This window comes from Pseudomonas artemisiae, assembly GCF_057128685.1.
In genome coordinates this window covers 150,570-170,518 of record NZ_JBSKHS010000009.1, presented here as the reverse complement: position 1 = coordinate 170,518, position 19,949 = coordinate 150,570, and the positions used below count along the sequence as shown (strand labels likewise).

The 19,949-nt window shown below is 61.0% G+C and carries 14 protein-coding genes; 6 read left to right on the top strand and 8 right to left on the bottom strand.

Features of this window, described 5'->3' with window-relative positions; genetic code table 11:
- Positions 1-81: 81 nt before the first annotated feature.
- The 4 genes from ACWKV4_RS12825 to ACWKV4_RS12810 form a co-directional block, all read right to left on the bottom strand.
- Entirely contained in the window at positions 82-1,539 is a 1,458-nt protein-coding gene (locus tag ACWKV4_RS12825; RefSeq protein WP_483832322.1) for an efflux transporter outer membrane subunit, read from the bottom strand.
- A complete protein-coding gene (locus ACWKV4_RS12820) occupies positions 1,536-2,009 on the bottom strand; it encodes a MarR family winged helix-turn-helix transcriptional regulator (protein WP_483832323.1) in 474 nt (157 codons plus the stop codon). Before ACWKV4_RS12820 ends, ACWKV4_RS12825 begins: the two co-directional genes overlap by 4 nt.
- 127 nt (positions 2,010-2,136) lie before the next feature.
- Positions 2,137-2,736: a MiaE family protein gene (locus ACWKV4_RS12815; protein ID WP_483832324.1), complete on the bottom strand. Its 600-nt coding sequence runs from the start codon at positions 2,734-2,736 to the stop codon at positions 2,137-2,139.
- Between the two features lie 131 nt (positions 2,737-2,867).
- Positions 2,868-3,335, bottom strand: a complete 468-nt coding sequence (locus ACWKV4_RS12810) for a DUF1289 domain-containing protein (RefSeq protein ID WP_483832325.1) — start codon at positions 3,333-3,335, stop codon at positions 2,868-2,870.
- Positions 3,336-3,729: 394 nt separating this feature from the next.
- On the opposite strand from ACWKV4_RS12810, the gene acnB reads away from it, so the two are divergent.
- Together acnB and ACWKV4_RS12800 are read left to right on the top strand one after the other, a co-directional pair.
- Entirely contained in the window at positions 3,730-6,330 is a 2,601-nt protein-coding gene (gene acnB / locus ACWKV4_RS12805) for a bifunctional aconitate hydratase 2/2-methylisocitrate dehydratase (protein ID WP_483832478.1), read from the top strand.
- 118 nt (positions 6,331-6,448) lie between these two features.
- Positions 6,449-7,441 carry an aldo/keto reductase gene (locus ACWKV4_RS12800; RefSeq protein ID WP_483832326.1) on the top strand — a complete coding sequence of 331 codons (993 nt, stop codon included), beginning with the start codon at positions 6,449-6,451 and terminating at the stop codon, positions 7,439-7,441.
- Between the two features lie 144 nt (positions 7,442-7,585).
- On the opposite strand, the gene ACWKV4_RS12795 is transcribed toward ACWKV4_RS12800, so the two are convergent.
- Positions 7,586-8,095, bottom strand: coding sequence for a hypothetical protein (locus tag ACWKV4_RS12795; RefSeq protein ID WP_483832327.1), 510 nt, complete (start codon positions 8,093-8,095; stop codon positions 7,586-7,588).
- Between the two features lie 135 nt (positions 8,096-8,230).
- Entirely contained in the window at positions 8,231-13,105 is a 4,875-nt protein-coding gene (locus ACWKV4_RS12790) for an NAD-glutamate dehydrogenase (RefSeq protein WP_483832328.1), read from the bottom strand.
- A gap of 444 nt (positions 13,106-13,549) precedes the next feature.
- Between ACWKV4_RS12790 and ACWKV4_RS12785 the strand changes: the two genes are divergently transcribed.
- From ACWKV4_RS12785 to ACWKV4_RS12770, 4 genes are all read left to right on the top strand, one after another.
- Positions 13,550-14,023, top strand: a complete 474-nt coding sequence (locus tag ACWKV4_RS12785) for a hypothetical protein (RefSeq protein ID WP_483832329.1) — start codon at positions 13,550-13,552, stop codon at positions 14,021-14,023.
- 465 nt (positions 14,024-14,488) lie between these two features.
- A complete protein-coding gene (locus ACWKV4_RS12780; RefSeq protein WP_483832330.1) occupies positions 14,489-15,379 on the top strand; it encodes a hypothetical protein in 891 nt (296 codons plus the stop codon).
- Between the two features lie 52 nt (positions 15,380-15,431).
- Positions 15,432-15,779 (top strand): hypothetical protein, encoded by a 348-nt coding sequence (locus ACWKV4_RS12775; protein WP_483832331.1) that lies wholly within the window; start codon positions 15,432-15,434, stop codon positions 15,777-15,779.
- 4 nt (positions 15,780-15,783) lie between these two features.
- The gene (locus ACWKV4_RS12770) at positions 15,784-16,530 is read left to right on the top strand and encodes an amidohydrolase family protein (protein ID WP_483832332.1); all 747 of its coding nucleotides are present in this window, start codon (positions 15,784-15,786) and stop codon (positions 16,528-16,530) included.
- A gap of 4 nt (positions 16,531-16,534) precedes the next feature.
- Here the strand turns inward: ACWKV4_RS12770 and ACWKV4_RS12765 are convergent, their stop codons facing one another.
- Together ACWKV4_RS12765 and ligD are read right to left on the bottom strand one after the other, a co-directional pair.
- Positions 16,535-17,068: a hypothetical protein gene (locus ACWKV4_RS12765; RefSeq protein WP_483832333.1), complete on the bottom strand. Its 534-nt coding sequence runs from the start codon at positions 17,066-17,068 to the stop codon at positions 16,535-16,537.
- Between the two features lie 52 nt (positions 17,069-17,120).
- The gene (gene ligD / locus ACWKV4_RS12760; protein ID WP_483832334.1) at positions 17,121-19,763 is read right to left on the bottom strand and encodes a DNA ligase D; all 2,643 of its coding nucleotides are present in this window, start codon (positions 19,761-19,763) and stop codon (positions 17,121-17,123) included.
- Positions 19,764-19,949 lie beyond the last annotated feature (186 nt).

Here is a 19,949-nt window from a genome sequence, read left to right as displayed (position 1 = left end):
GGCGTTGTCGCCATTATTGGGTTTATCAGCCTGGTCGCCGTTGGCTGGGGGGTTGGCAGTGGCCATGGGCAGTTACCTTGGTTATTCGCGTGGAGCCTGGGCACTGGCCAGGGGTTCACCCTGATAGCCGCCGCCAAGGGCTTGCATAAGTTGGATGGACGCGTCGATGCGCTGCGCGTTGAGGCTGGCCAGTTGCTGCTGGGCACCAAACAATTGCTGCTCAATACTCAGCACGTCCAGGTAGTTGCCGATCCCTGAGCCATAGCGTTCGGTCACAGTACCAAAGGACTGCTGGGCCACGTCCACTGCCTGTTGCTTGGCCGCCACCTGCCGGCCAAGTGCTTCAAGGCGGTTGATGGCATCGGCCACCTCACCCAGGGCGCCGACCAGAGATTTGTTGTACTGGGCTACCGCCAGTTCATAGTCCGCGTCCCGGGCGTCCAGGCCTGCGCGCAGGCGGCCGCCATCGAACAACGGCAAGGACACCGCGGGCGCAATGTTGAAGAAGCGGCTAGGCGCCCCGAATAGGGCATCGCCAAGCATGGATTGGGTACCGGCGGCGCCCGTGAGGTTAAGGTTGGGGTAAAAGCGCGTCTTGCTCACCTCTATGTCACGGCTCGCAGCCTCTACCCGCCAGCGCGCGGCGACCAGGTCTGGCCGACGGCCAAGCAGGTCGGCGGGCAATACCGAAGGCAAGGCCACTGCCGTGGGTTTGAGGGTTTGCGGCCGGGCAATGTCACCGGCGCGGTCCGGCCCCTTGCCAAGCAATACCGCCAGGGCGATCCGGGCGCTGCGCAGTTGCTTCTCGGCGTCGACGGCCTGCTCGCGAGAACTGGCTTCCAAACTCTGGGTTTGTTGCAGCTGGTATTGGCTGTCGATCCCGGCAGCCAGGCGCTGGCGGCCCAGGGTAAGCATCTGCCCGGTGCGCTTTAGGTCTTCCTGGGCGATATCCGCTGCGATAAACGCGTGGCCCAAATCGCTATAGGCCCTGGCCACATCCACCGCCAGGGTCAGGCGCGCCGCCTGGCGATCCACCTCGGCGGCACGGGCCTGGCCCAAGGCGGCTTCCCAGGCGGCGCGTTCGCCACCCCAAAGGTCGAAGGTGTAATCAAAGGTCACCTCGGCAGTGCGCAGGGTAGACATGCGCTCGCCCTGTACCAGTGGGTCTTGCACCTTGGCCAGGCGCGAGCGCGACACGTTGGCATCGGCGCCTATATAGGGGCTGCGGTCAGCATCCACGGCATTGGCTTCGGCCATGGCCCGATGGGCTCGGGCCGCGGCCACTTGCAGGTCCGGGCTGTCGCGCAGCGCTTCGTCGATCAAGCCGTTGAGCTGAGGGTCGCCCAGGCCCGCCCACCAGGTGGCCGAAGGCCAAGCCGCGGGGGTGACGGTAACAGGCGCCAGTGTCGCGCCCGCGCGCAGGCTGGCCGCCTCGTTCAAGGTGGCGTCAGGCGCCAGGCCGTGGTCGTTGGCACAGCCTACGAGGGCCAAGGCCAACGCCAGGGGTAGCAGGTTCAAGCAAGAGACAGAGGGCTTCATTTTTTACCCATGCGCCAGCAGGCCACAGGGTCGCCGGCATCGATCAGAATTTTTTTCAGTAACCGTTCCAGTTCGGCCAACTCGGCCGTTTCCAACACACCGGCAAGGCGGTTCATGGCGGCAGCGCCGATATGCGGCAACCGCGCCGCCAGGGCCTTGCCTTCGGTGGTCAAGCTGATGCGAATCTGCCTGCGATCGGCCTGGCTGCGGTTGCGTTGAATCAACTGCTTCTGCTCCAACCGGTCTAGCATGCGGGTCATCGAACCGCTGTCCAGGGACAGGTGCCGACACAGGTCGCCAGGGCTGTCCAAGCCCCACTCGGCCACGATTACCAACACCTTGAACTGGGCCGCGGTCACGCCGTGGACCTCCAGGTGCTGGTCGAGGTAGCGGTCCTTCAGGCTGTTGGCGCGGCCAAGCAGCATGCCGATCTGGCTATCGTAGAAATTTTCGGGAGTGAAATGGCTCATGGTTCAGCGCAATGCCTGCCTAGGCAGAGAATGTTGCGAGATATTACTGCCTAGGCAGCTATTGTCAAGCACGCCTGGCATGACCGGGCGTGGGCTCATGCCGCCCGGTGTTCAGGCATGTGTTAAGTCAGTTCGGCACGCCGCTATGGAAGCGGAATTCCTCATCAGGCGTTTGGATCAAGGCAGCTTCCGCCTCGCGCACCTTGACGATGGTGCGCTCAATATCGGCCGCGTCCCCATAGTGGTAGGCGAGCTTCAAATACCCCTGGAAGTGCCGGGCCTCGCTCTTAAGCAGGCCATGGTAAAAACCGCCCAGGTCGCCGTCCAAGCGCGGCACCAGCGCCTCGAAACGTTCACAGCTACGCGCCTCGATAAAAGCCCCGACCACCAAGGTGTCCACTAGCTTTACCGGTTCATGGGCCCGCACCAGCTTGCGCAGGCCAGAGGCATAGCGCCCGGCATTGAGGGGGCGCAATGCCACACCGCGCTTTTTCATCCAGCGCAGCACTTGCTCATGGTGCACCAGCTCCTCACGGGCCAGGCGCGACATAAAGTGGATCAGGTCGATATGAGTGTTGTACTTGGCGATCAGGCTCAGCGCGGTGGACGCGGCCTTGAACTCACAGTTCTTGTGGTCGATCAACAGCGTGTCCTGGTCTGCCAGGGCGGCATCGACCCAGGCCTGGGGCGTGCGGCAGCCAAGGAAGTCGTGGATATCAGGCAGCATGCGCCGTCTCATGTGGATAATGGGCGGCGCAGTATACGACGGTGCCAGCCGGCTGCCAGTGCTCTAATCCATAGTCTGCGTAAAGGATAGCGCAGGCATGATGAAAATGTTCAAGCTCCCCCATACCGCCCTTACCCCAACGCCTCCTGCAAAAACAGCGGGGCGATATAGCGCTGGTAGTGGGCTTCGGACAACAGGAAAAACTCTCGGTCGATGGCGTCACGCAGGGCGGGCAGGTCCCAGTTGCGAAACTCGGGCAATAGCACGATGCCGTAGGCGTCCAGCTGATTGATCACTCGGGCGCCCCGGGCAATCAGTTGGTAGGCCCAGCAGTATTCGGACTGCTGCGGCTGAAAGCGCACCTTACGCTGCTCCAGTTGCGCGCGCAGGCGAGTGGCGTCGAACACTTCGAGCTTGGCTTCCATAACCTGGGCCAGCAATTGCTCCAGGCGCAGCCACACCGCGCGCTTTTGCTCATCGGAGTACGCGTTCCAGTGGATGACTTCGTGGTGAAAGCGCTTGCAGCCACGGCACACCAGGTCGCCATACACCGTGGAGCAAAGGCCGACACAGGGGGTTTTGATCGTGGATTTTGGCATGGCTGAACAGGCATCGACGAAGCGGCGGGCCGCCTATCTTAGCCCTTCGTCTAAGGGCTTTCACCCCCAAGGGCTGAACGGGCAACTTACCTTCCCACGAAATTTGCCGTAGAATCGCTCGGCCTGCTTGAAGGCACCAATGTCCATCTGGAAGCTGTTTTCAAAGCGTCACGAGCACAGTCGATCCGTCAGAATGGCGTTGGCACGGCCTCCCCTCTCACCGTGCCAGCCCCTCATCAGCCCTCCATTCTGCCGGCGTAAAACTTTGAAAGCAGCTTCTGCCTGGCACTCATCGCTACTCCGGCCACACGGCTTACTCAGCCGCACGGCGCCGGTATGCGGGAGCGCCGCTGGATAAGCGTCCCACGCGGGACCATTGATGAGGGTAATAACCGTGCTTGAAGCCTATCGCAACCACTCCCAAGAGCGTGCCGCCCAGGGTATCGTGCCCCAGCCGCTGAACGCCGAACAAACCGCAGGCCTGGTCGAGCTGCTGAAAACCCCGCCCGCTGGCGAAGAAGCCTTCCTCGTAGACCTGATCACCAACCGCGTACCTCCAGGAGTGGACGAAGCCGCCTACGTCAAGGCAGGGTTCCTCTCGGCGCTCGCCAAAGGCGAAGCCACCTCCCCGCTGATCGATAAAAAGCGCGCCACCGAACTGCTGGGCACCATGCAGGGTGGGTACAATATCCATACCCTGGTCGAGCTGCTCGACAGCCCAGACCTCGCCTTGGTCGCCGCCGAGCAGCTCAAGCACACCTTGTTGATGTTCGACGCCTTCCATGACGTGGCCGAGAAAGCCAAGACTGGTAATGCCGCCGCCAAGGCCGTGCTGCAATCCTGGGCCGATGGCGAGTGGTTCACCAAAAAGCCCGCCATCGCCGATAAGTACACCCTGACGGTATTCAAGGTACCGGGCGAAACCAACACCGACGACCTGTCTCCTGCCCCGGACGCCTGGTCGCGCCCCGATATCCCGCTGCACGCCCTGGCCATGCTGAAAATGGCCCGTGACGGTATCGTGCCGGACCAACAAGGCGCCATCGGCCCGCTCAAGCAGATCGAAGACGTCAAAGCCAAGGGCTTCCCGGTCGCCTACGTGGGCGACGTGGTCGGCACCGGTTCCTCGCGCAAATCGGCTACCAACTCGGTATTGTGGTACTTCGGTGACGATATCCCCTACGTGCCCAACAAGCGCGCCGGTGGTTTTTGCTTCGGCACCAAGATCGCCCCTATTTTCTACAACACCATGGAAGACGCTGGCGCCCTGCCCATCGAGTTCGACGTGTCGAACCTGAACATGGGCGATGTGATCGACGTGTACCCCCACGCTGGCAAGGTGTGCACGCACGGCACCGATGAAGTACTGGCCACCTTCGGTCTGAAGACGCCAGTGCTGCTGGACGAAGTACGTGCTGGCGGCCGTATTCCACTGATCGTGGGCCGTGGCCTGACTGACAAGGCTCGCGCCGAACTGGGCTTGCCCGCCGCCAACCTGTTCAAGCTGCCGGAAGCCCCGGTGGACACTGGCAAGGGCTACACCTTGGCGCAGAAAATGGTCGGCAAGGCCTGCGGCGTGGACGGCGTTCGCCCTGGGACCTACTGCGAACCGAAAATGACGACGGTCGGCTCCCAGGACACCACCGGTCCGATGACCCGAGACGAGCTCAAAGACTTGGCCTGCCTGGGCTTCTCCGCTGACCTGGTCATGCAGTCCTTCTGCCACACCGCGGCGTACCCCAAGCCTATCGACGTGACCACCCACCACACCCTGCCGGATTTCATCCGCACCCGTGGCGGCGTTTCCCTGCGCCCAGGCGACGGTATCATCCACAGCTGGCTGAACCGTATGCTACTGCCTGATACCGTGGGCACTGGCGGCGACTCCCACACCCGTTTCCCGCTGGGGATTTCCTTCCCGGCAGGTTCCGGCCTGGTCGCCTTCGCCGCCGCCACTGGCGTGATGCCGCTGGACATGCCTGAATCGGTACTGGTGCGCTTCAAGGGCAAAATGCAGCCTGGGATCACCCTGCGCGACCTGGTGCATGCGATTCCTTACTTCGCCATCCAAAAGGGCCTGCTCACCGTCGAGAAGAAAGGCAAGAAGAACGCCTTCTCCGGCCGCATCCTGGAAATCGAAGGCCTGGACGACCTGACCGTCGAGCAAGCATTCGAGCTGTCCGATGCCTCCGCCGAGCGCTCTGCCGCCGGTTGCACCATCAAGCTGCCGGAAAAAGCCATCGCTGAGTACCTGCAATCCAACATTACCCTGCTGCGCTGGATGATCAGCGAAGGCTACGGCGATGCTCGTACCCTGGAGCGCCGCGCCCAAGCCATGGAAGCCTGGCTGGCCAACCCTGAGCTGCTGGCGGCCGATGCCGACGCTGAATACGCCGAAATCATCGAAATCGACCTGGCCGACGTGAAAGAGCCCGTGCTCTGCGCGCCGAATGACCCAGACGACGCACGCCTGCTGTCCACCGTGGCGGGCGAGAAAATCGACGAAGTGTTCATCGGCTCGTGCATGACCAACATCGGCCACTTCCGCGCCGCGGGCAAGTTGCTGGATAAAGTCAAAGGCGCCATTCCTACCCGCCTGTGGCTGTCCCCACCTACCAAAATGGACGCCCATCAGCTTACCGAAGAAGGCTACTACGGCATCTACGGAAAGGCCGGTGCGCGCATGGAAATGCCGGGCTGTTCATTGTGCATGGGTAACCAGGCACGGGTAGCGGCAAACGCCACCGTGGTGTCCACCTCCACCCGTAACTTCCCCAATCGCCTGGGCGACGGTGCCAATGTGTACCTGGCTTCGGCCGAGCTGGCGGCGGTGGCATCCATCATCGGCAAACTGCCGACCGTGGAAGAGTACATGCAGTACGCCCAGAACATCGACAGCATGGCGGCCGACGTGTACCGCTACCTGAGCTTTGACCAGATCGCGGACTTCCGCGAGGCGGCGAAGAACGCTCAGATCCCGGTGGTTCAGGCGTAAAACGCTGGGGTAAGCCCTAAGTTGTAATGCAAAAGAGAAACCCGCCCACCGTGGCGGGTTTTTTGTGCTTCGCTTAAGCGCAACCTGCCTTCTTCTACCTCACCTCAGGAGCACACCGATGAACATCCGCACATTAGGCCAGGGGCTGGACGTTTCAGCCATCGGCCTGGGCTGCATGGGCATGAGCTTCGCCTATGGCGGCGCGCCGGAAGCAGCGTCGATCGCCACCTTGCATAAGGCACTGGAGCTGGGCGTAACCTTCTGGGACACCGCAGAAGTATACGGCCCGTTCGACAACGAAGCCTTGTTGGGCAAGGCCCTCAAGGGCCGCCGGGACCAGGTGCAGATAGCCACTAAATTCGGCTTCAAACTGGGCGACCAAGGCGTTGGGCGCGAACGCATCATTGGCCTGGATAGCCGCCCGGAGCATATCGCCCCGGCTGTAGAGGGCTCGCTCAAGCGCCTGGGAATCGAAACCATCGACCTACTGTACCAACACCGAGTAGACCCCGCCGTGCCTATCGAAGAGACCGTGGGTGCCATGGCCGAGCTCGTAAAGGCTGGCAAGGTTCGCTTCCTGGGCTTGTCGGAAGCGTCGGCGACGACACTGCGGCGTGCCCATAAAGTGCACCCTATCACCGCGCTGCAATCGGAATATTCCCTCTGGTACCGGGAGGCCGAGAAAGAAGTACTCCCGGCGTGCCAAGCGCTCGGCGTCGGCTTCGTACCCTACAGCCCATTAGGCCGTGGGTTTCTGACCGGCAAGCTCAAGGTTGAGGAACTGGACGAGAACGACATGCGCCGCAGCTTGCCCCGCTTTCAGGACGAAGCCCTGAAGCAGAACATGCGGCTGGTCGAAGCGCTCAATGCACTGGCCAAGCAGCGAGGCTGCACGGCCGCACAACTGGCACTGGCTTGGCTACTGGCACGGCAACCATGGATAGCGCCCATTCCCGGCGCGCGGAAAATCACCCACCTCGCCGATAACGCCGGTGCCGCCAGCCTGGAGCTGGACAGCGCGGCCCTGGAAGCCATTACCGCCGCGCTGCCGGCTGGCGATGTGGTGGGGGATCGGTATGACGAGAAAAACCTAAAGATGGTTAACCTCTAACGCCCTATTCGCCAGCTGCCGCTGGCTCCCACAGGCGCTGGCCTTACCCGCGCTGTAGGAGTGAGCGCAGCTCGCGAATAGCTCAGGGCCACTACAGTTGGAGCGCATGTTTATAAGCCCTTCGCCAGGCATGGCCAAGGGTATTCAGAGGTAATCGAGGATCCGCGCGCGGAAATGAACGATGTCACCGGTTTCTACATTCAAGAACCGTATACGTTCGGAGCGGTCCCTTGCGCTGATTCCGGTGAAAAACCCGCCTAGTGGTTCGATGCTTGCACCTACGCGGTACCCTCGGGCATCGCGCAGCACAAAGTCAAAGCACTCGGGATCGGTGGTATCTCCCTCTAGCTCGATTTTCCAAAAGTCCGTAACGGTGGCAATCGAATAGAACCCAAGGTAGCCATTGCGGCTAACCCCAAGCTTTGCACCAGGATAGCGGGTATCCGGGGCACCGCTGATGTGGTAGTGAAGACGATCGTCACAGGCCTCCACGAAATCGAAACGCAATACCGCGTTGAATTCGTCGTCGCCCCCTTGGATCAGCCAGCCACTGCCAGCGGCAGAATGATCATGAACATACCCCACAGGGTATACCCGACTTCCCGTGGTGCTAAGCAGCGTGGCAATGAAAGATCGTCCGTTGATATCGGCCATGGGACCTCCTGTCATGGGTGGATTAGCATAAGCGCCGTTAACGCGCCGGGCTAACCTATGCCCACGACAGCAGGCTGTGCATCTGGAATGCCCCCCCGGTACCCCCAGCGCAGCCTAAGGGGGTACCGACCGGGTTCACACTGGCTGGGGCGCCGAGGAACTCGCTGATGAACTTATGGCCAAATCCGCCAACTCCCGGTTAGCCACCGCGTACATGGCGTAGTCGGTGGTGGTGGCGGCCCGCAGGTCGTCGAGGATGGCGCGCCAGCGCTCTACGTTCATGCGGTGCTGCTCAAGCCACAGGGCCACCTGTGCGTCCACATCCTCAAGGGCGTCCGGCATTTGCAATACCGAGATGGTGATCGCGCGTTGTTGCAGGTCCAAGTCGTCGCGGAAGGCTTCGCGCGCCAGGGCTTGCCAGTTGCTTTCCACCGGCAGGCTGCTGATCTGTTGCAGGTACCAGTTCAGGTCCAGGGCGCTGCCGCTGGCAAAGAACGCCTTGGCCACGTTGGCCGGGCTCTGGCCGGTGAGGTCCGAGGCCTCGATGATCGGCAACAGGTTGTACAGGTACGTGGTACCGGCCACCATCCGCGCCAGCAGCTCAGGCACCCCTGCATCCACATAGGCCTGGTAACGGGCTTCCCACAGGCTCTGGGTCGGGCCCTGCAGCAACTCGTTGAGCTTGAGGCCCAACGCGGCGATATGCGGGCCGAAGTGCCCAACGTCACGCCCGGCATCCAGGTCATTACGGCGGTTGCGCAGGAACCAGCGCGTGGCGCGGCGGCCCAGGCGCATCAGTTCCTCCATCAAGCTCAGTTGCACATCAGCCGCTACCTGATAATCCAGCGCCTCGATCTGACGGAACCAGTGCGGCAGGTGGAAGATATCCCTCACCACCACGTAGGCCCCGGTCACGTCCGCCGCGCTCATCCCCGTGGACTCCTTCAAGCGCTGCACGAAGGTAATGCCCATATGGTTGACCAGGTCGTTGGCGATCTGGGTGCTGACGATCTCGCGTTTAAGGCGATGGCGACGCATGGCGGTGCCGTACTTGGCCACCAAGCTCGGCGGGAAGGCTGTTTCCATGTCCCGCGTGAGGTAGTCGTCATCCGGCACCCGGGAATTGAGCAGCGTTTCCTTGAGGTCGATCTTGCTGTAGGAAATCAACACGGACAGCTCAGCCCGGGTCAGCCCTTGATGCGCCGCGGCACGCTCACCAAGGCGTTCTTCGCTGGGCAGGAACTCAATGGCGCGGTCCAGCTTGCCCCGTGCCTCGAGGTCCGCCATCAACCGCTTGTACTCGGCCAAGCGCTCGTTGGCGCGGCGGGCGGCGATGGACAACGCCTGGGTCTGCTTATAGTTGTTGCCCAGCACCAGGTGCGCGACCTCGTCGGTCATGGTGCCCAGCAGCTCGTTACGCTGCTTCTCGGTCAGGTCCCCGGCGGCCACGGCCTCGTTGATCAGGATTTTGATGTTCACTTCGTGGTCGGAGCAATCCACGCCACCGGCGTTGTCGATGAAGTCCGTGTTGGTGGCGCCACCGTTCAAGCCAAACTCCACACGACCCAGTTGGGTCATGCCCAGGTTGCCGCCCTCGCCCACTACCTTGCAGCGCAGTTCGTCACCGTTGACACGCAGGGCGTCGTTGGCCTTGTCGCCTACGTCGGCATGGCTTTCTTCGCTGGATTTCACATAGGTGCCGATGCCGCCGTTCCACAGCAAGTCCACCGGTGCCTTGAGCAGCGCATGCAGCAACTCGGTAGGCGTCAAGCGGTCGGCCTTGATGTCGAAACGAGCTTTCATCTGCGGGCTAATGGCAATGCTCTTGGCGCTGCGCTGGAAAATACCGCCACCCTCGGAGATCAAAGCGGCGTTGTAGTCGCTCCAGGCCGAGCGCGGCAGGTCGAACAGGCGCTGACGCTCGGCGAAGCTGCTGGCTGGGTCTGGGTTAGGGTCGATGAAGATGTGCAGGTGGTTGAAGGCTGCAACCACTTGCAGTGTGTCCGACATCAACATGCCGTTGCCGAACACGTCACCGGCCATGTCGCCGATGCCAATCACCGTGATGTTGTCTTTCTGCACATCGATGCCGCGCTCACGGAAGTGGCGCTGCACCCCCACCCAAGCGCCACGGGCAGTGATGCCCATGCCTTTGTGGTCGTAACCGGCCGAGCCACCGGAGGCGAACGCATCCCCCAGCCAGAAGCCGTACTGGGTCGCGATGCCGTTGGCGATGTCCGAGAAGGTCGCGGTGCCTTTGTCTGCCGCGACCACCAGGTACGGGTCATCCTGATCGTGACGCACTACGTTGGCCGGCGGTACGACCTCGCCTTCCTTGAGGTTGTCGGTAATGTCCAGCAACCCGGAAATAAAGATGCGGTAGCAGGCGATGGCCTCGTTCTGTACCTCATCGCGGCTACCCCCCATGGGCAAGCGGCGCGGAATGAACCCACCCTTGGCACCCAGGGGCACGATCACCGAGTTCTTTACCTGTTGCGCCTTCACCAGGCCCAGCACTTCGGTACGGTAGTCCTCTTCGCGGTCCGACCAGCGCAAGCCACCCCGGGCCACGTTGCCGAAGCGCAGGTGCACGCCTTCAACCCGTGGCGAGTATACGAAGATCTCGAACTTGGGGACCGGCTTGGGTAGCTCAGGGATCAGCGACGGGTTGAACTTGAAGCTGAAGTAACGTTTGGGCTGGCCACTGGCATCGGGCTGATAGAAGTTGGTGCGCTGGGTGGCCTTGATCAGGTCCAGGTAGCGCCGCAGGATGCGGTCCTCGTTCAGCACCTGCACGTTGTCCAAGGCCGTGAGAATGGCCTGTTCCAGGCGCTGCTGCTTGTCGTCCAGGTCGTCCCCGGTCAACTTGCGCGCCAGGTAGAAGCGGGTTTTGAACAGCCGCGTCAGCTCCCGAGCGATCTCGGTATGGTTGTTCAGGGCGGCGGCGATATACCCCAGGTCGAAGCCCAGGCGGATCTGCTTGAGGTAGCGGGCATAGGCACGCAGCAGCGCCACATCGCGCCATGGCAAGCCGGCGGTCAGTACCAGGCGGTTGAAGGCGTCATTTTCCGCCTCGCCATTGACGATATGCACGAAGGCATCCTGCAACGTATCGTTGAGCTGTTGCAGGTCCAGGTTTACGCCTTCGGCATAGGTGAAGGCGAAGTCGTGAATCCAGAACTCGCGGCCGTTGCGGTTACGCAGTCGATAGGGGAACTCGCCCAGCACACGCAGACCGAGGTTCTCCAGAATAGGCAGCACGTCCGACAGCGCCAAGGGCACATCGGCGTGATACAGCTTGCAATGCAACTGGCGCTCACCGGCCTGGGACAGCGGCTGGTAGAAGCTCATCACCAACGGGCGTTTCTCGGACAGCGCTTGCAGGTGCTGCATATCCACCACCGCCGAGTGAGCCGCGAAGCGCTCGCGGTAGCCCGCGGGGAAGCCTTTAGGGAATTCGGCCAGCAGGGCGGTGCCCTGGGCTTCGCCAAAGTTCTCGATGGTCATGGCGTGGTAGTCGTCCTGCCACGAACGGCAGGCCTGGACCACTTCTTTTTCCAGCTGCTGCGGGTCAATGTCCTGACGGTGCTTCGGGTCTACTCGCAGAATCAACTGCACCCGTGCCAGTACCGATTCGGAGAAGAAGGTCCAGAATTCGCAGTCGCTGGCTTTCAGCCGATCCATCAATACCTGCTGGATCTTCTGCCGCACTTCAGTGGAATACACATCGCGCGGCACATAGGCCAGGCAATAGCAGAAGCGGCCATAGGGGTCTTTACGCAGGAAGACGCGAATCTTTGCCCGTTCCTGAATCTGCACGATGGACATCACCGTGTTGAACAGTTCGTCCACGGGAGTTTGGAACAGGTCATCGCGCGGCAGTACCTCAATGACCTGCGCCAGTTCCTTGCCCAGGTGCGCGCGCATGTCAAAGCCCGAGCGGCGCTCGACTTCCGCCACCTTGCTGCGCACGTAGGGGATTTGCTGCACGCTGGTACCGTACACCATGGAAGTGTACAGGCCCATGAAACGGCATTCCTTGATTACCCGGCCATCGGCATCGATCTGCCGAATAGACACGTAATCGGGGTAGGCCGGGCGGTGCACGCGGCTAGGCTGCGCGGCCTTGGCGAAGGACAACAACACCGGCTCGCGCAGGTAGTTCACGGCGAAGTCTTCGATGCGCAGGTCGTCCGTGCTCAGGCCCGCGCGGAGCAGGCGAGGCAAGCCGAGGAACGACTGCTCGTCGTAGAGGATGTGGCCGCCCTGAGCGTCCTCGTGTACCTGGAATTCTTCATAGCCCAGGAAGGTGAAATGGTTGTCCACCAGCCATTCCAAGAACACCTTCACTTCGGCCTTTTCGGCGCCATCGGCAGGCCAGGGGCTGGCGTCCACCAGGGCCAGCATGTCCTGCACCTTGGCTTTCATCGGCTCGAAATCAGCCACCGCGGCGCGAACTTCGCCAAGTACTTCAAGCAGCGCGCTGTTGATCCCGGCCAGGCCCGCGGCCGTGGCGCAGCGGTCGATCTCCAGGTACATCAGCGATTCTTGAGCTACGCCTTCGCCCTCGCTGTTCTTGGGCAGCACTTCCAGCAGTTGGCCACCCGCGCCACGGCGCACGCTCAGCACAGCCGTTTGCAGGGTGTGGATGTTATAGCCGCGGCGGTTAAGCTCGGTACGAACCGAGTCCACCAGGAACGGCAGGTCATGGTGCAGCACTTCTACCACGGTGTGGGTGGACTGCCAGCCATGACGCTCGTAATCGGGGTTGTACACCCTCGCTTGGGGCTGTGCGGGCTCGAAGCGCTGCAGCAGGCGCCAGGCCGAGAGCGTGCAACCAGCGAGGTCGGAAAGACGGCGCTGGGTGAGTTCGTCCAGGGAAATGATGCCGAAGAACTGTTCGGCGAATCGGGCTATGTGAGGCAGGGCATGTTCGTCAACGTGCTGGGCCAGGACTGCCTGCAGTTGATGCTGGAAGTCAGCTTTGCTGGCCGCGGTGAAAAACGCCATCTGTGGTACTCCGCTCGGGCTTTGTATTTGGTGGAAGCGTAGCGTGTATCCCAGGCCTGACCGCTGGCATTTGCAGCCGGTGCAAGCACGGGTGATGAAGCTGTTGGGTCCTCGCAGCGGCGTAGGGTTCCGCGGGCAGCGCCACTGCCATGGACGGCTCAGCTTAGCGACACCTGGCAGGGAACTTCTTGCCACAGCGCGACATATTCGGTCAGCCCCAGGTTGCACCTGGCGCAACCCGGCCTTGGGATTGCAATGGGCCGGTGTTCGAATGCATGCGCATTATTACGAGCTGATTGGGAACCGCCCGGCCGGTTAAGGCCACCCAAGCCTGACACATGTCAACTGTGAACGCTTCACCTTGGCTTTTCGCCAGTACATCGTCGCCACAGGCCCATGCCTGGCTGGCGAACGTGCTAACCCACCCTGACAGGAGCACCTTCCATGGGCATTTCCTCTATTCTTCCCGGCATTCAGCCGTTCACTGGCGGTTCCGACACCCAGGGCCAAACCCAAGCGCCTCAAAATACGCCTAAGCAGGCTCCGGAGAGTAACGGCAATATCAGCTTTGGCAGTATGAACACACAGAGTTTTTCCCTGGATAAAGAGAAAGCACCAGAAGGGAAAAATACCCAGGGCGGCGGGGAAAAGAGCTTCCTGGCCACCGCAGGCGAGAAACTCTGGATGATTCCAGGCGCGAGCGCTGTACTTAGGGGCGCTGGCAGGGAAGAAGGCGGTGGCTTGAAAGGAGCGATTGACGGCGCGTTAGACGTTGGGAAAAACAACATCGAAGCCGTAGTCTCCAACCCTACCCAACTAAGATCCCCAGCGGCAATGGGAGCTTCCATCTATGCGAAGAACATTGAAAATTCCGACGCAGCTCCAGAGTCGGCAAGAAATATAGCAAGCAAGCTGTAATCAGCCCCGTTAGTGGTTAGCGTGCTGGCCAACGCGCGTGCATGGGCATTTGCCAGCGTCCACTGATGTAACACGATGGGCATTTCCATACAGAAGGGCCCATCGCTTTAGATTACCAACCTGCAGGTCAATCGAGGGCGGTGTTCCTGCAGCCCAGTTAACTCCTTGCCAAAGGCCTCCGTTATGGTCACACCTATTCGTAGTCAGGTGCCACTCACGCCGCTTCCTGAACCTCACGCTACACCGTTATCTGAACCCACTGATCAACCCCCCGCGCAAGAGCGCCCACCTGAGCCACCACCCCGGCAAGGGGCTGCTGCGCCCAAGCCCAAAGCCAGTTCATTTCAAGAAGCCCGGTTTGCCGACATGCAGAAATCGACTGGCGGCGCCGAAACAAAGAACCGTGCTTTGACGGGTAGTTGGAAAAACGCCCAGGCCGACGTCGTTCATAGGGTGGCCAATCACTTGGCAACGCCAGACCGCTTGGCGTTATCAAAAACCAGCGCGGCGCTTCAGGTCATGACGCCCATTGATGGCAACGTACCAACTAAGGTGCTTAATGCCTGGTCTACCCTGCGTCAGGGCACACACTACGAAGCATTGGATGCTTTGCTCGAACACTTGCCGAAGGCCAATGCTCAGGACAAGGCAGCCATTGTGGATGAATTTGGCAAACATGGGCTGATAGCTAATGAAGCACCAACCCTGGCGCATTTGGACCATCTATATGACGAACTGGCTAGCGTCAGTAAAAGCGACCCTAAGGCTACCTTAGGGCTGGTCAAAAACTTGTTCGACTATGGGCTTGGCAATCTTCCCGCTGGCCAGCATGGGGCTGGGCTGGAGAAAATTACCGACGCCCTTCAAACTGTTGCGCTGCAATATAGCAGCAGTGCCAGAGCCCATAGCTTTGCTGAAAACCTGGCTACCTACCGAGAGCAAGCCGCAGTTACCCAGGTCGCGACAGAAAAGTTCGAGCGTATGCATCCCCATGGCGTGTTGCTTCCGGGTGCCAAAGAAAAAAACGATGAGCTGAGCAATTTGAATACGGCAGCGGCGATGGCTATGCAGTTTGCATTATTCCATCAGGACCCCGTTGGGCAAATTCCTAGCAAAAGTGTCCAGGTTGCACTGGATACCCTGGAAGACGTAAAGACCGTCGAAGCTAAGTTGCTGCTCGCCAGTGAAATGATTACTCTGTTCGATAACCTAGAGCTGGATAACCCATCGGAGTTTCTAGCCAATTTGAAAACCTCGCTAGAGGCCATGCCCGACAAAAACGCAACAGCACCTTTGATCGATAACATCAACAAGCGCCAGCAAGCCCTAGGCGCAGCAGAGGCATCAACCGCCTGACCGGTCAGGCCGGAGCATGGCACAATCCCCTATCTCTCTAGGAAGCTGTGCCATGCATATGAAAGCCGCGCTGTTGATGGGCAACCCCTGTGACGAGGAAGAAGACGACCTGGCGCTATTGTGCTGCCAGGGCGCGGCAGGGGAACTGCTGTTGCTGTCCCGGGCGCCGGGCGAAGATGAGATCGAGGTAGTGTGGGACGAAGCCGCCACCTTGGTTAACGGCGTGAAGGTCACCTTGAGCGCCCAGCGTTTACACGTAGAACTACCCGCCGATGCCGAAGCGCCCTTCTCCGCCGCGCTGCTCAGCGCGGACTTGACCGACGCTCTGGTGGACCTGGATGAAGCCGAAGCCGCCCTGCGGGTGATTCTGGAGGGTACTGGCACCCTGGTGATGGAATAAGGCCATGATCTTCGACGCCCATTGCCATATCATCGACCCGCGCTTCCCACTCACGCCTAATCAAGGCTACGTACCACCTGCTTTCGACGTGGCCACTTACCGGACCCAGGCGCAGCTTTTGGGCATCACTGGGGGTGCGGTGGTGTCCGGCTCCTTCCAGGGCTTCGACCAAGGCTACCTGGTCAGCGCCCTGAACAGCCTGGGCCCAGGCTTTGTGGGCGTTACTCAGGTGCCAGACGACATGCCCGACCACAGCTTGGCCGAACTCGACCGCCAAGGGGTGCGCGCGGTGCGCTTTAACCTCAAACGCGGCGGCTCCGCGCCCTTGGCGCACTTGGAGACCTTGGCCACGCGAGTGCATGCCAACTGGGGCTGGCATGTGGAGCTGTACGTGGACAGCCGAGACCTCACTGAGCTTGCACCTGTATTGAGCCGACTGCCAGCGGTGAGCATTGACCACCTGGGCTTAAGCGCCGAGGGCCTGCCTACGCTGTTGCGCCTGGCCGAACAGGGCGTACGGATAAAAGCCTGCGGTTTTGGCCGAGTGGACTTCCCGGTGGGCCCTGCCCTGCGCAGCCTGTACCACGCCAATTCCGAAGCGTTGATGTTCGGTACCGACTTGCCCTCTACTCGCGCACCGCGGCCTTTCGACGCCGAGGACATTGCGCTGATCCGTAATACGCTGGATGAAGCCGGCGCACAGGCGGTGCTGTGGGACAACGCCAGGCGTTTTTATCGGCTACAGCCATAGTGGCTTAGCCGAAAAACTGAACCCACAGCGTGAACAGGCTGATCACCACCCAGAACGCGCTGAAGATCCATGGCGTGCGCATGGAGAACAGTAATGACTGACGGTAGCCTTTTTCCTGGCTCTCATGTTTGCTGAACAGAGGCGAATCATCGTAGGCCATCCCCATGACGGGTTCGGCCATCAACAGTTGGTATTGCTTGAAATGCCAGTGGCTGATGATCTCGTAAGCGGCCCGAATGCCAGGCCAGGCGTGCAGCGAGCTCACAATGCCCAACAGTACCAACAATTGTGGCACCACCAAGGTGAACACCTTCCCCCACTCGGGGTTGAGGTTAGCCATGGATGAGCCATAGGCGATCACCAGAAACGACTGGGCGGACAGGTAGGCGTTGGTACGGTTGGACAGCAAGCTGGTTTCGTAGTGAATTTCGCTGCGATAAAAATCCAGGCGCGCCTTGGGCGTGCCAAAAATCACGTTATCGGGGGATTCGCTGCCTTCCCCTTGGGTAGTGGGCAATTCGGTGATGATTCTACTCATGGGTTTCCAATAGCTCTGAATGGGCCGCGAGCAACGGGGCGCGGCCAGCGGTTCACGACGTCATGTTCAGTTTCTTGCGCATCGTGGCGGTCAGGGTTTGGCGGACCTTGGCGTAGCCTGCCCAAGGGTCACTGCTTTCCATCTCCTTCAAACGCTCCTGCACATTATGGATGGTCCACTGGTTGGCGCCCTTGAGCTGAGCCACTTCCTCACGGAACACCGGCACCGAAACCGGCAAGCCGTCCCGGGTACGGGCGGCAAAGGCGCAGATGGTGGTAGCGCCTTGGGTGTTTCGCAGGTAATCGACGAAGATCTTCCCTACCCGGTTCTTGGGGCCGGACACCGCTGAGAACCGATCGGGCAGCAAGCGGGCCAAATGGTTCACGATCGCTTGGGAAAAGGCCTTCACTGCCTCCCAATCATCCTTGGGCTTTAGCGGCACCACGATGTGCATGCCCTTACCGCCGCTGGTTTTAAGGAAGCTCTTCAGGCCCAGTTCATCCAGCACCGTAAGGGTGAGCTGGGTGGCTTCGACCATGGCCCTCCACGGCAGCGCCGGGTCCGGGTCCAGGTCCAGCACAAAACGGTCTGGGTGTTCGCCGTCCTTGTCTGTGGCGTTCCAGGTATGCAGTTCCACGGTGTTCATCTGTACCGCGCCAATCAACGCCTCGGGATTGTCCACCACCATCACTGGCTGGCCCGAGAAGGCCGACCCCAATGTGGAGATACCGGGAATGTTCAACCGCTCGGCGTGCTTTTGGAAGAACAGCTCGCCGGTGATGCCCTCCGGCGCGCGCACCAAGGCCACTGGCCGCTGGGCTAAATGAGGCAAGATCCAAGGTGCTACTTCGGCGTAATACTGGGCCAGCTGGATCTTGGTGGTGCCGCTGCTGGGGTCGATCACCCGGTCGGGGTGGGTGATGCGTACCTGAGTGCCCTGGGTCTGGGTAGCGGTGGCTTTGGTATGTTTTGCCTGGCGGGGGGTGGGTGACTGCGCGGCGGGTTCTTCCGCCTTGGCCTTGGCTTTAGGCTCGGCGGGCGCTTTGTCCTTGTTCAAATCACCAAGGCTCACGGGGACCTCCTGGGTGATGCTCTCGGCGGGCTTGTCTTGGCGCAGCCCCTGGAACACCGAATGCCGCACCACCCCTTCACGGGTGATCTCGGCATAGGCCACCTCCGCCAACAACGTAGGCTGTAACCAATGCACGCCACGGGCCTCAGCCCCCGTAGGTGGGTTGGTCATGGCGGGTTTGTCTATTTTCAAGGGCTGCAATTGGGCCAGGATGCTTTGCAGCGTGGCTTGGTTGAACCCAGTACCTACCTTGCCCGCGTAACGCAGCGCTCCGCTACTCTGTTCATGCAGGCCCAGCAGCAAGGCGCCGAAGCCGCTGCGGGCACCCTTGGGCTCGGTGTAGCCGACAATCACGAATTCTTGCCGGTGCTTGCACTTGAGCTTGATCCAGTCGTTGCTGCGCCGGCTCACATAGGGGCTGCCTACGCGCTTGCCGATCAAGCCTTCCATGTTCATTTGGCAGGCGCTGTCCAACAGTGCGGTGGCGGACTCATCAAAGCTCGCTGAAAACCGCAACGCTTCATCTTCGTCGGTTTGTGCCAGCACCGCCTGCAAGGCCGCGCGGCGCTGCTCAAGGGGCACCCGGGTCAAGTCCATGCCGTTCAGGTGCATCAAGTCGAACACGTAATACTGGACCAGGTTGCCACGTTCGGCCTCGAAGGCGTTCTGCAAGGCTTGGAAGTCCGGCACCCCGGCGTCGTTGTTCACCACTACTTCACCGTCGAGCCAGGCAGTGTCCAGCTTGAGTGCTTTAAGGGCTTCGACCTGGCGGGGCAGCTTGGCGGTCCAGTCATTACCTTTGCGCGTGAACAGCGTCACTTCGCCTTGGTCGATCCGGGCCAGGATGCGGTAGCCGTCGAACTTGATTTCGTAGCGCCACTCCCCTGGTGGCGTGCTGTCTACCAGGGTAGCCAGTTCGGGGCTGAAGCTTTGCGCAAGAGGTGCGGCAACGGCGCTTTTAAGGCTAGTGCTGGCGCCTGCCCTAGGCTTGGCGCTCTTGGTTGGCGCCGGCGCGTTCACCTTTGCAGGCTTGGCGTGCGCGGCCTTACCCCGAGGCTTGGGCACCAGCGTGCGATCGCTTACCACGCTGTCTGGGGCTGCTACCAGCACGTCGTATTGCTCATGGTCACGGGCGGCCTCATCGTGGGACTTGATCAAGAACCACTGCTGCTTGCTGCCGGTCATTTTGGTGCGCACCAAGTTCCATAGACCGCTGAGCTTTTCACCCTGCAAACGAAACTTGAGCCGGCCCTTTTCAAAGGATTGATGGACGTCGCCCTCAGGCTCCCAGATACCCCGGTCCCAGACGATCACATCTCCGGCGCCATAATGACCGTCAGGGATATGCCCTTCGAAGTTGGCGTAATCGAGTGGGTGGTCTTCTACCTCGACAGCCAACCGGCGATCACGGGGGTCCAATGAGGGCCCTTTAGGCACTGCCCAACTCTTTAAGGTGCCGTCCAGTTCCAGGCGAAAGTCGTAGTGCAGATGGCTGGCGTCATGCTTCTGAATACAAAATTGCAACCCCTGGGCCTGGGTTTTGCCCGTTGGGGCGCTGCCGGAGGGTTCTGGGGTAGCGTTGAAATCGCGCTTGCGGTTGTATTCCTGCAGGGCATCGGTCATCACGGGCCTCCTGGGTTACTATCGCCTGGCAGGCGGTCGAACAGCCTGTAAGGCTGTGAAGCGGGGCGCCCCCTGGAGTTCCCGGCAACGGCCGAGCGGCCAGGCGACAGCCGGTTGAACCTAGGGCGCGCTTGTGCGGCCCAACGTGGTTGATAGCTATACCGCCCAGCGCCCGCAGAGGCGCGG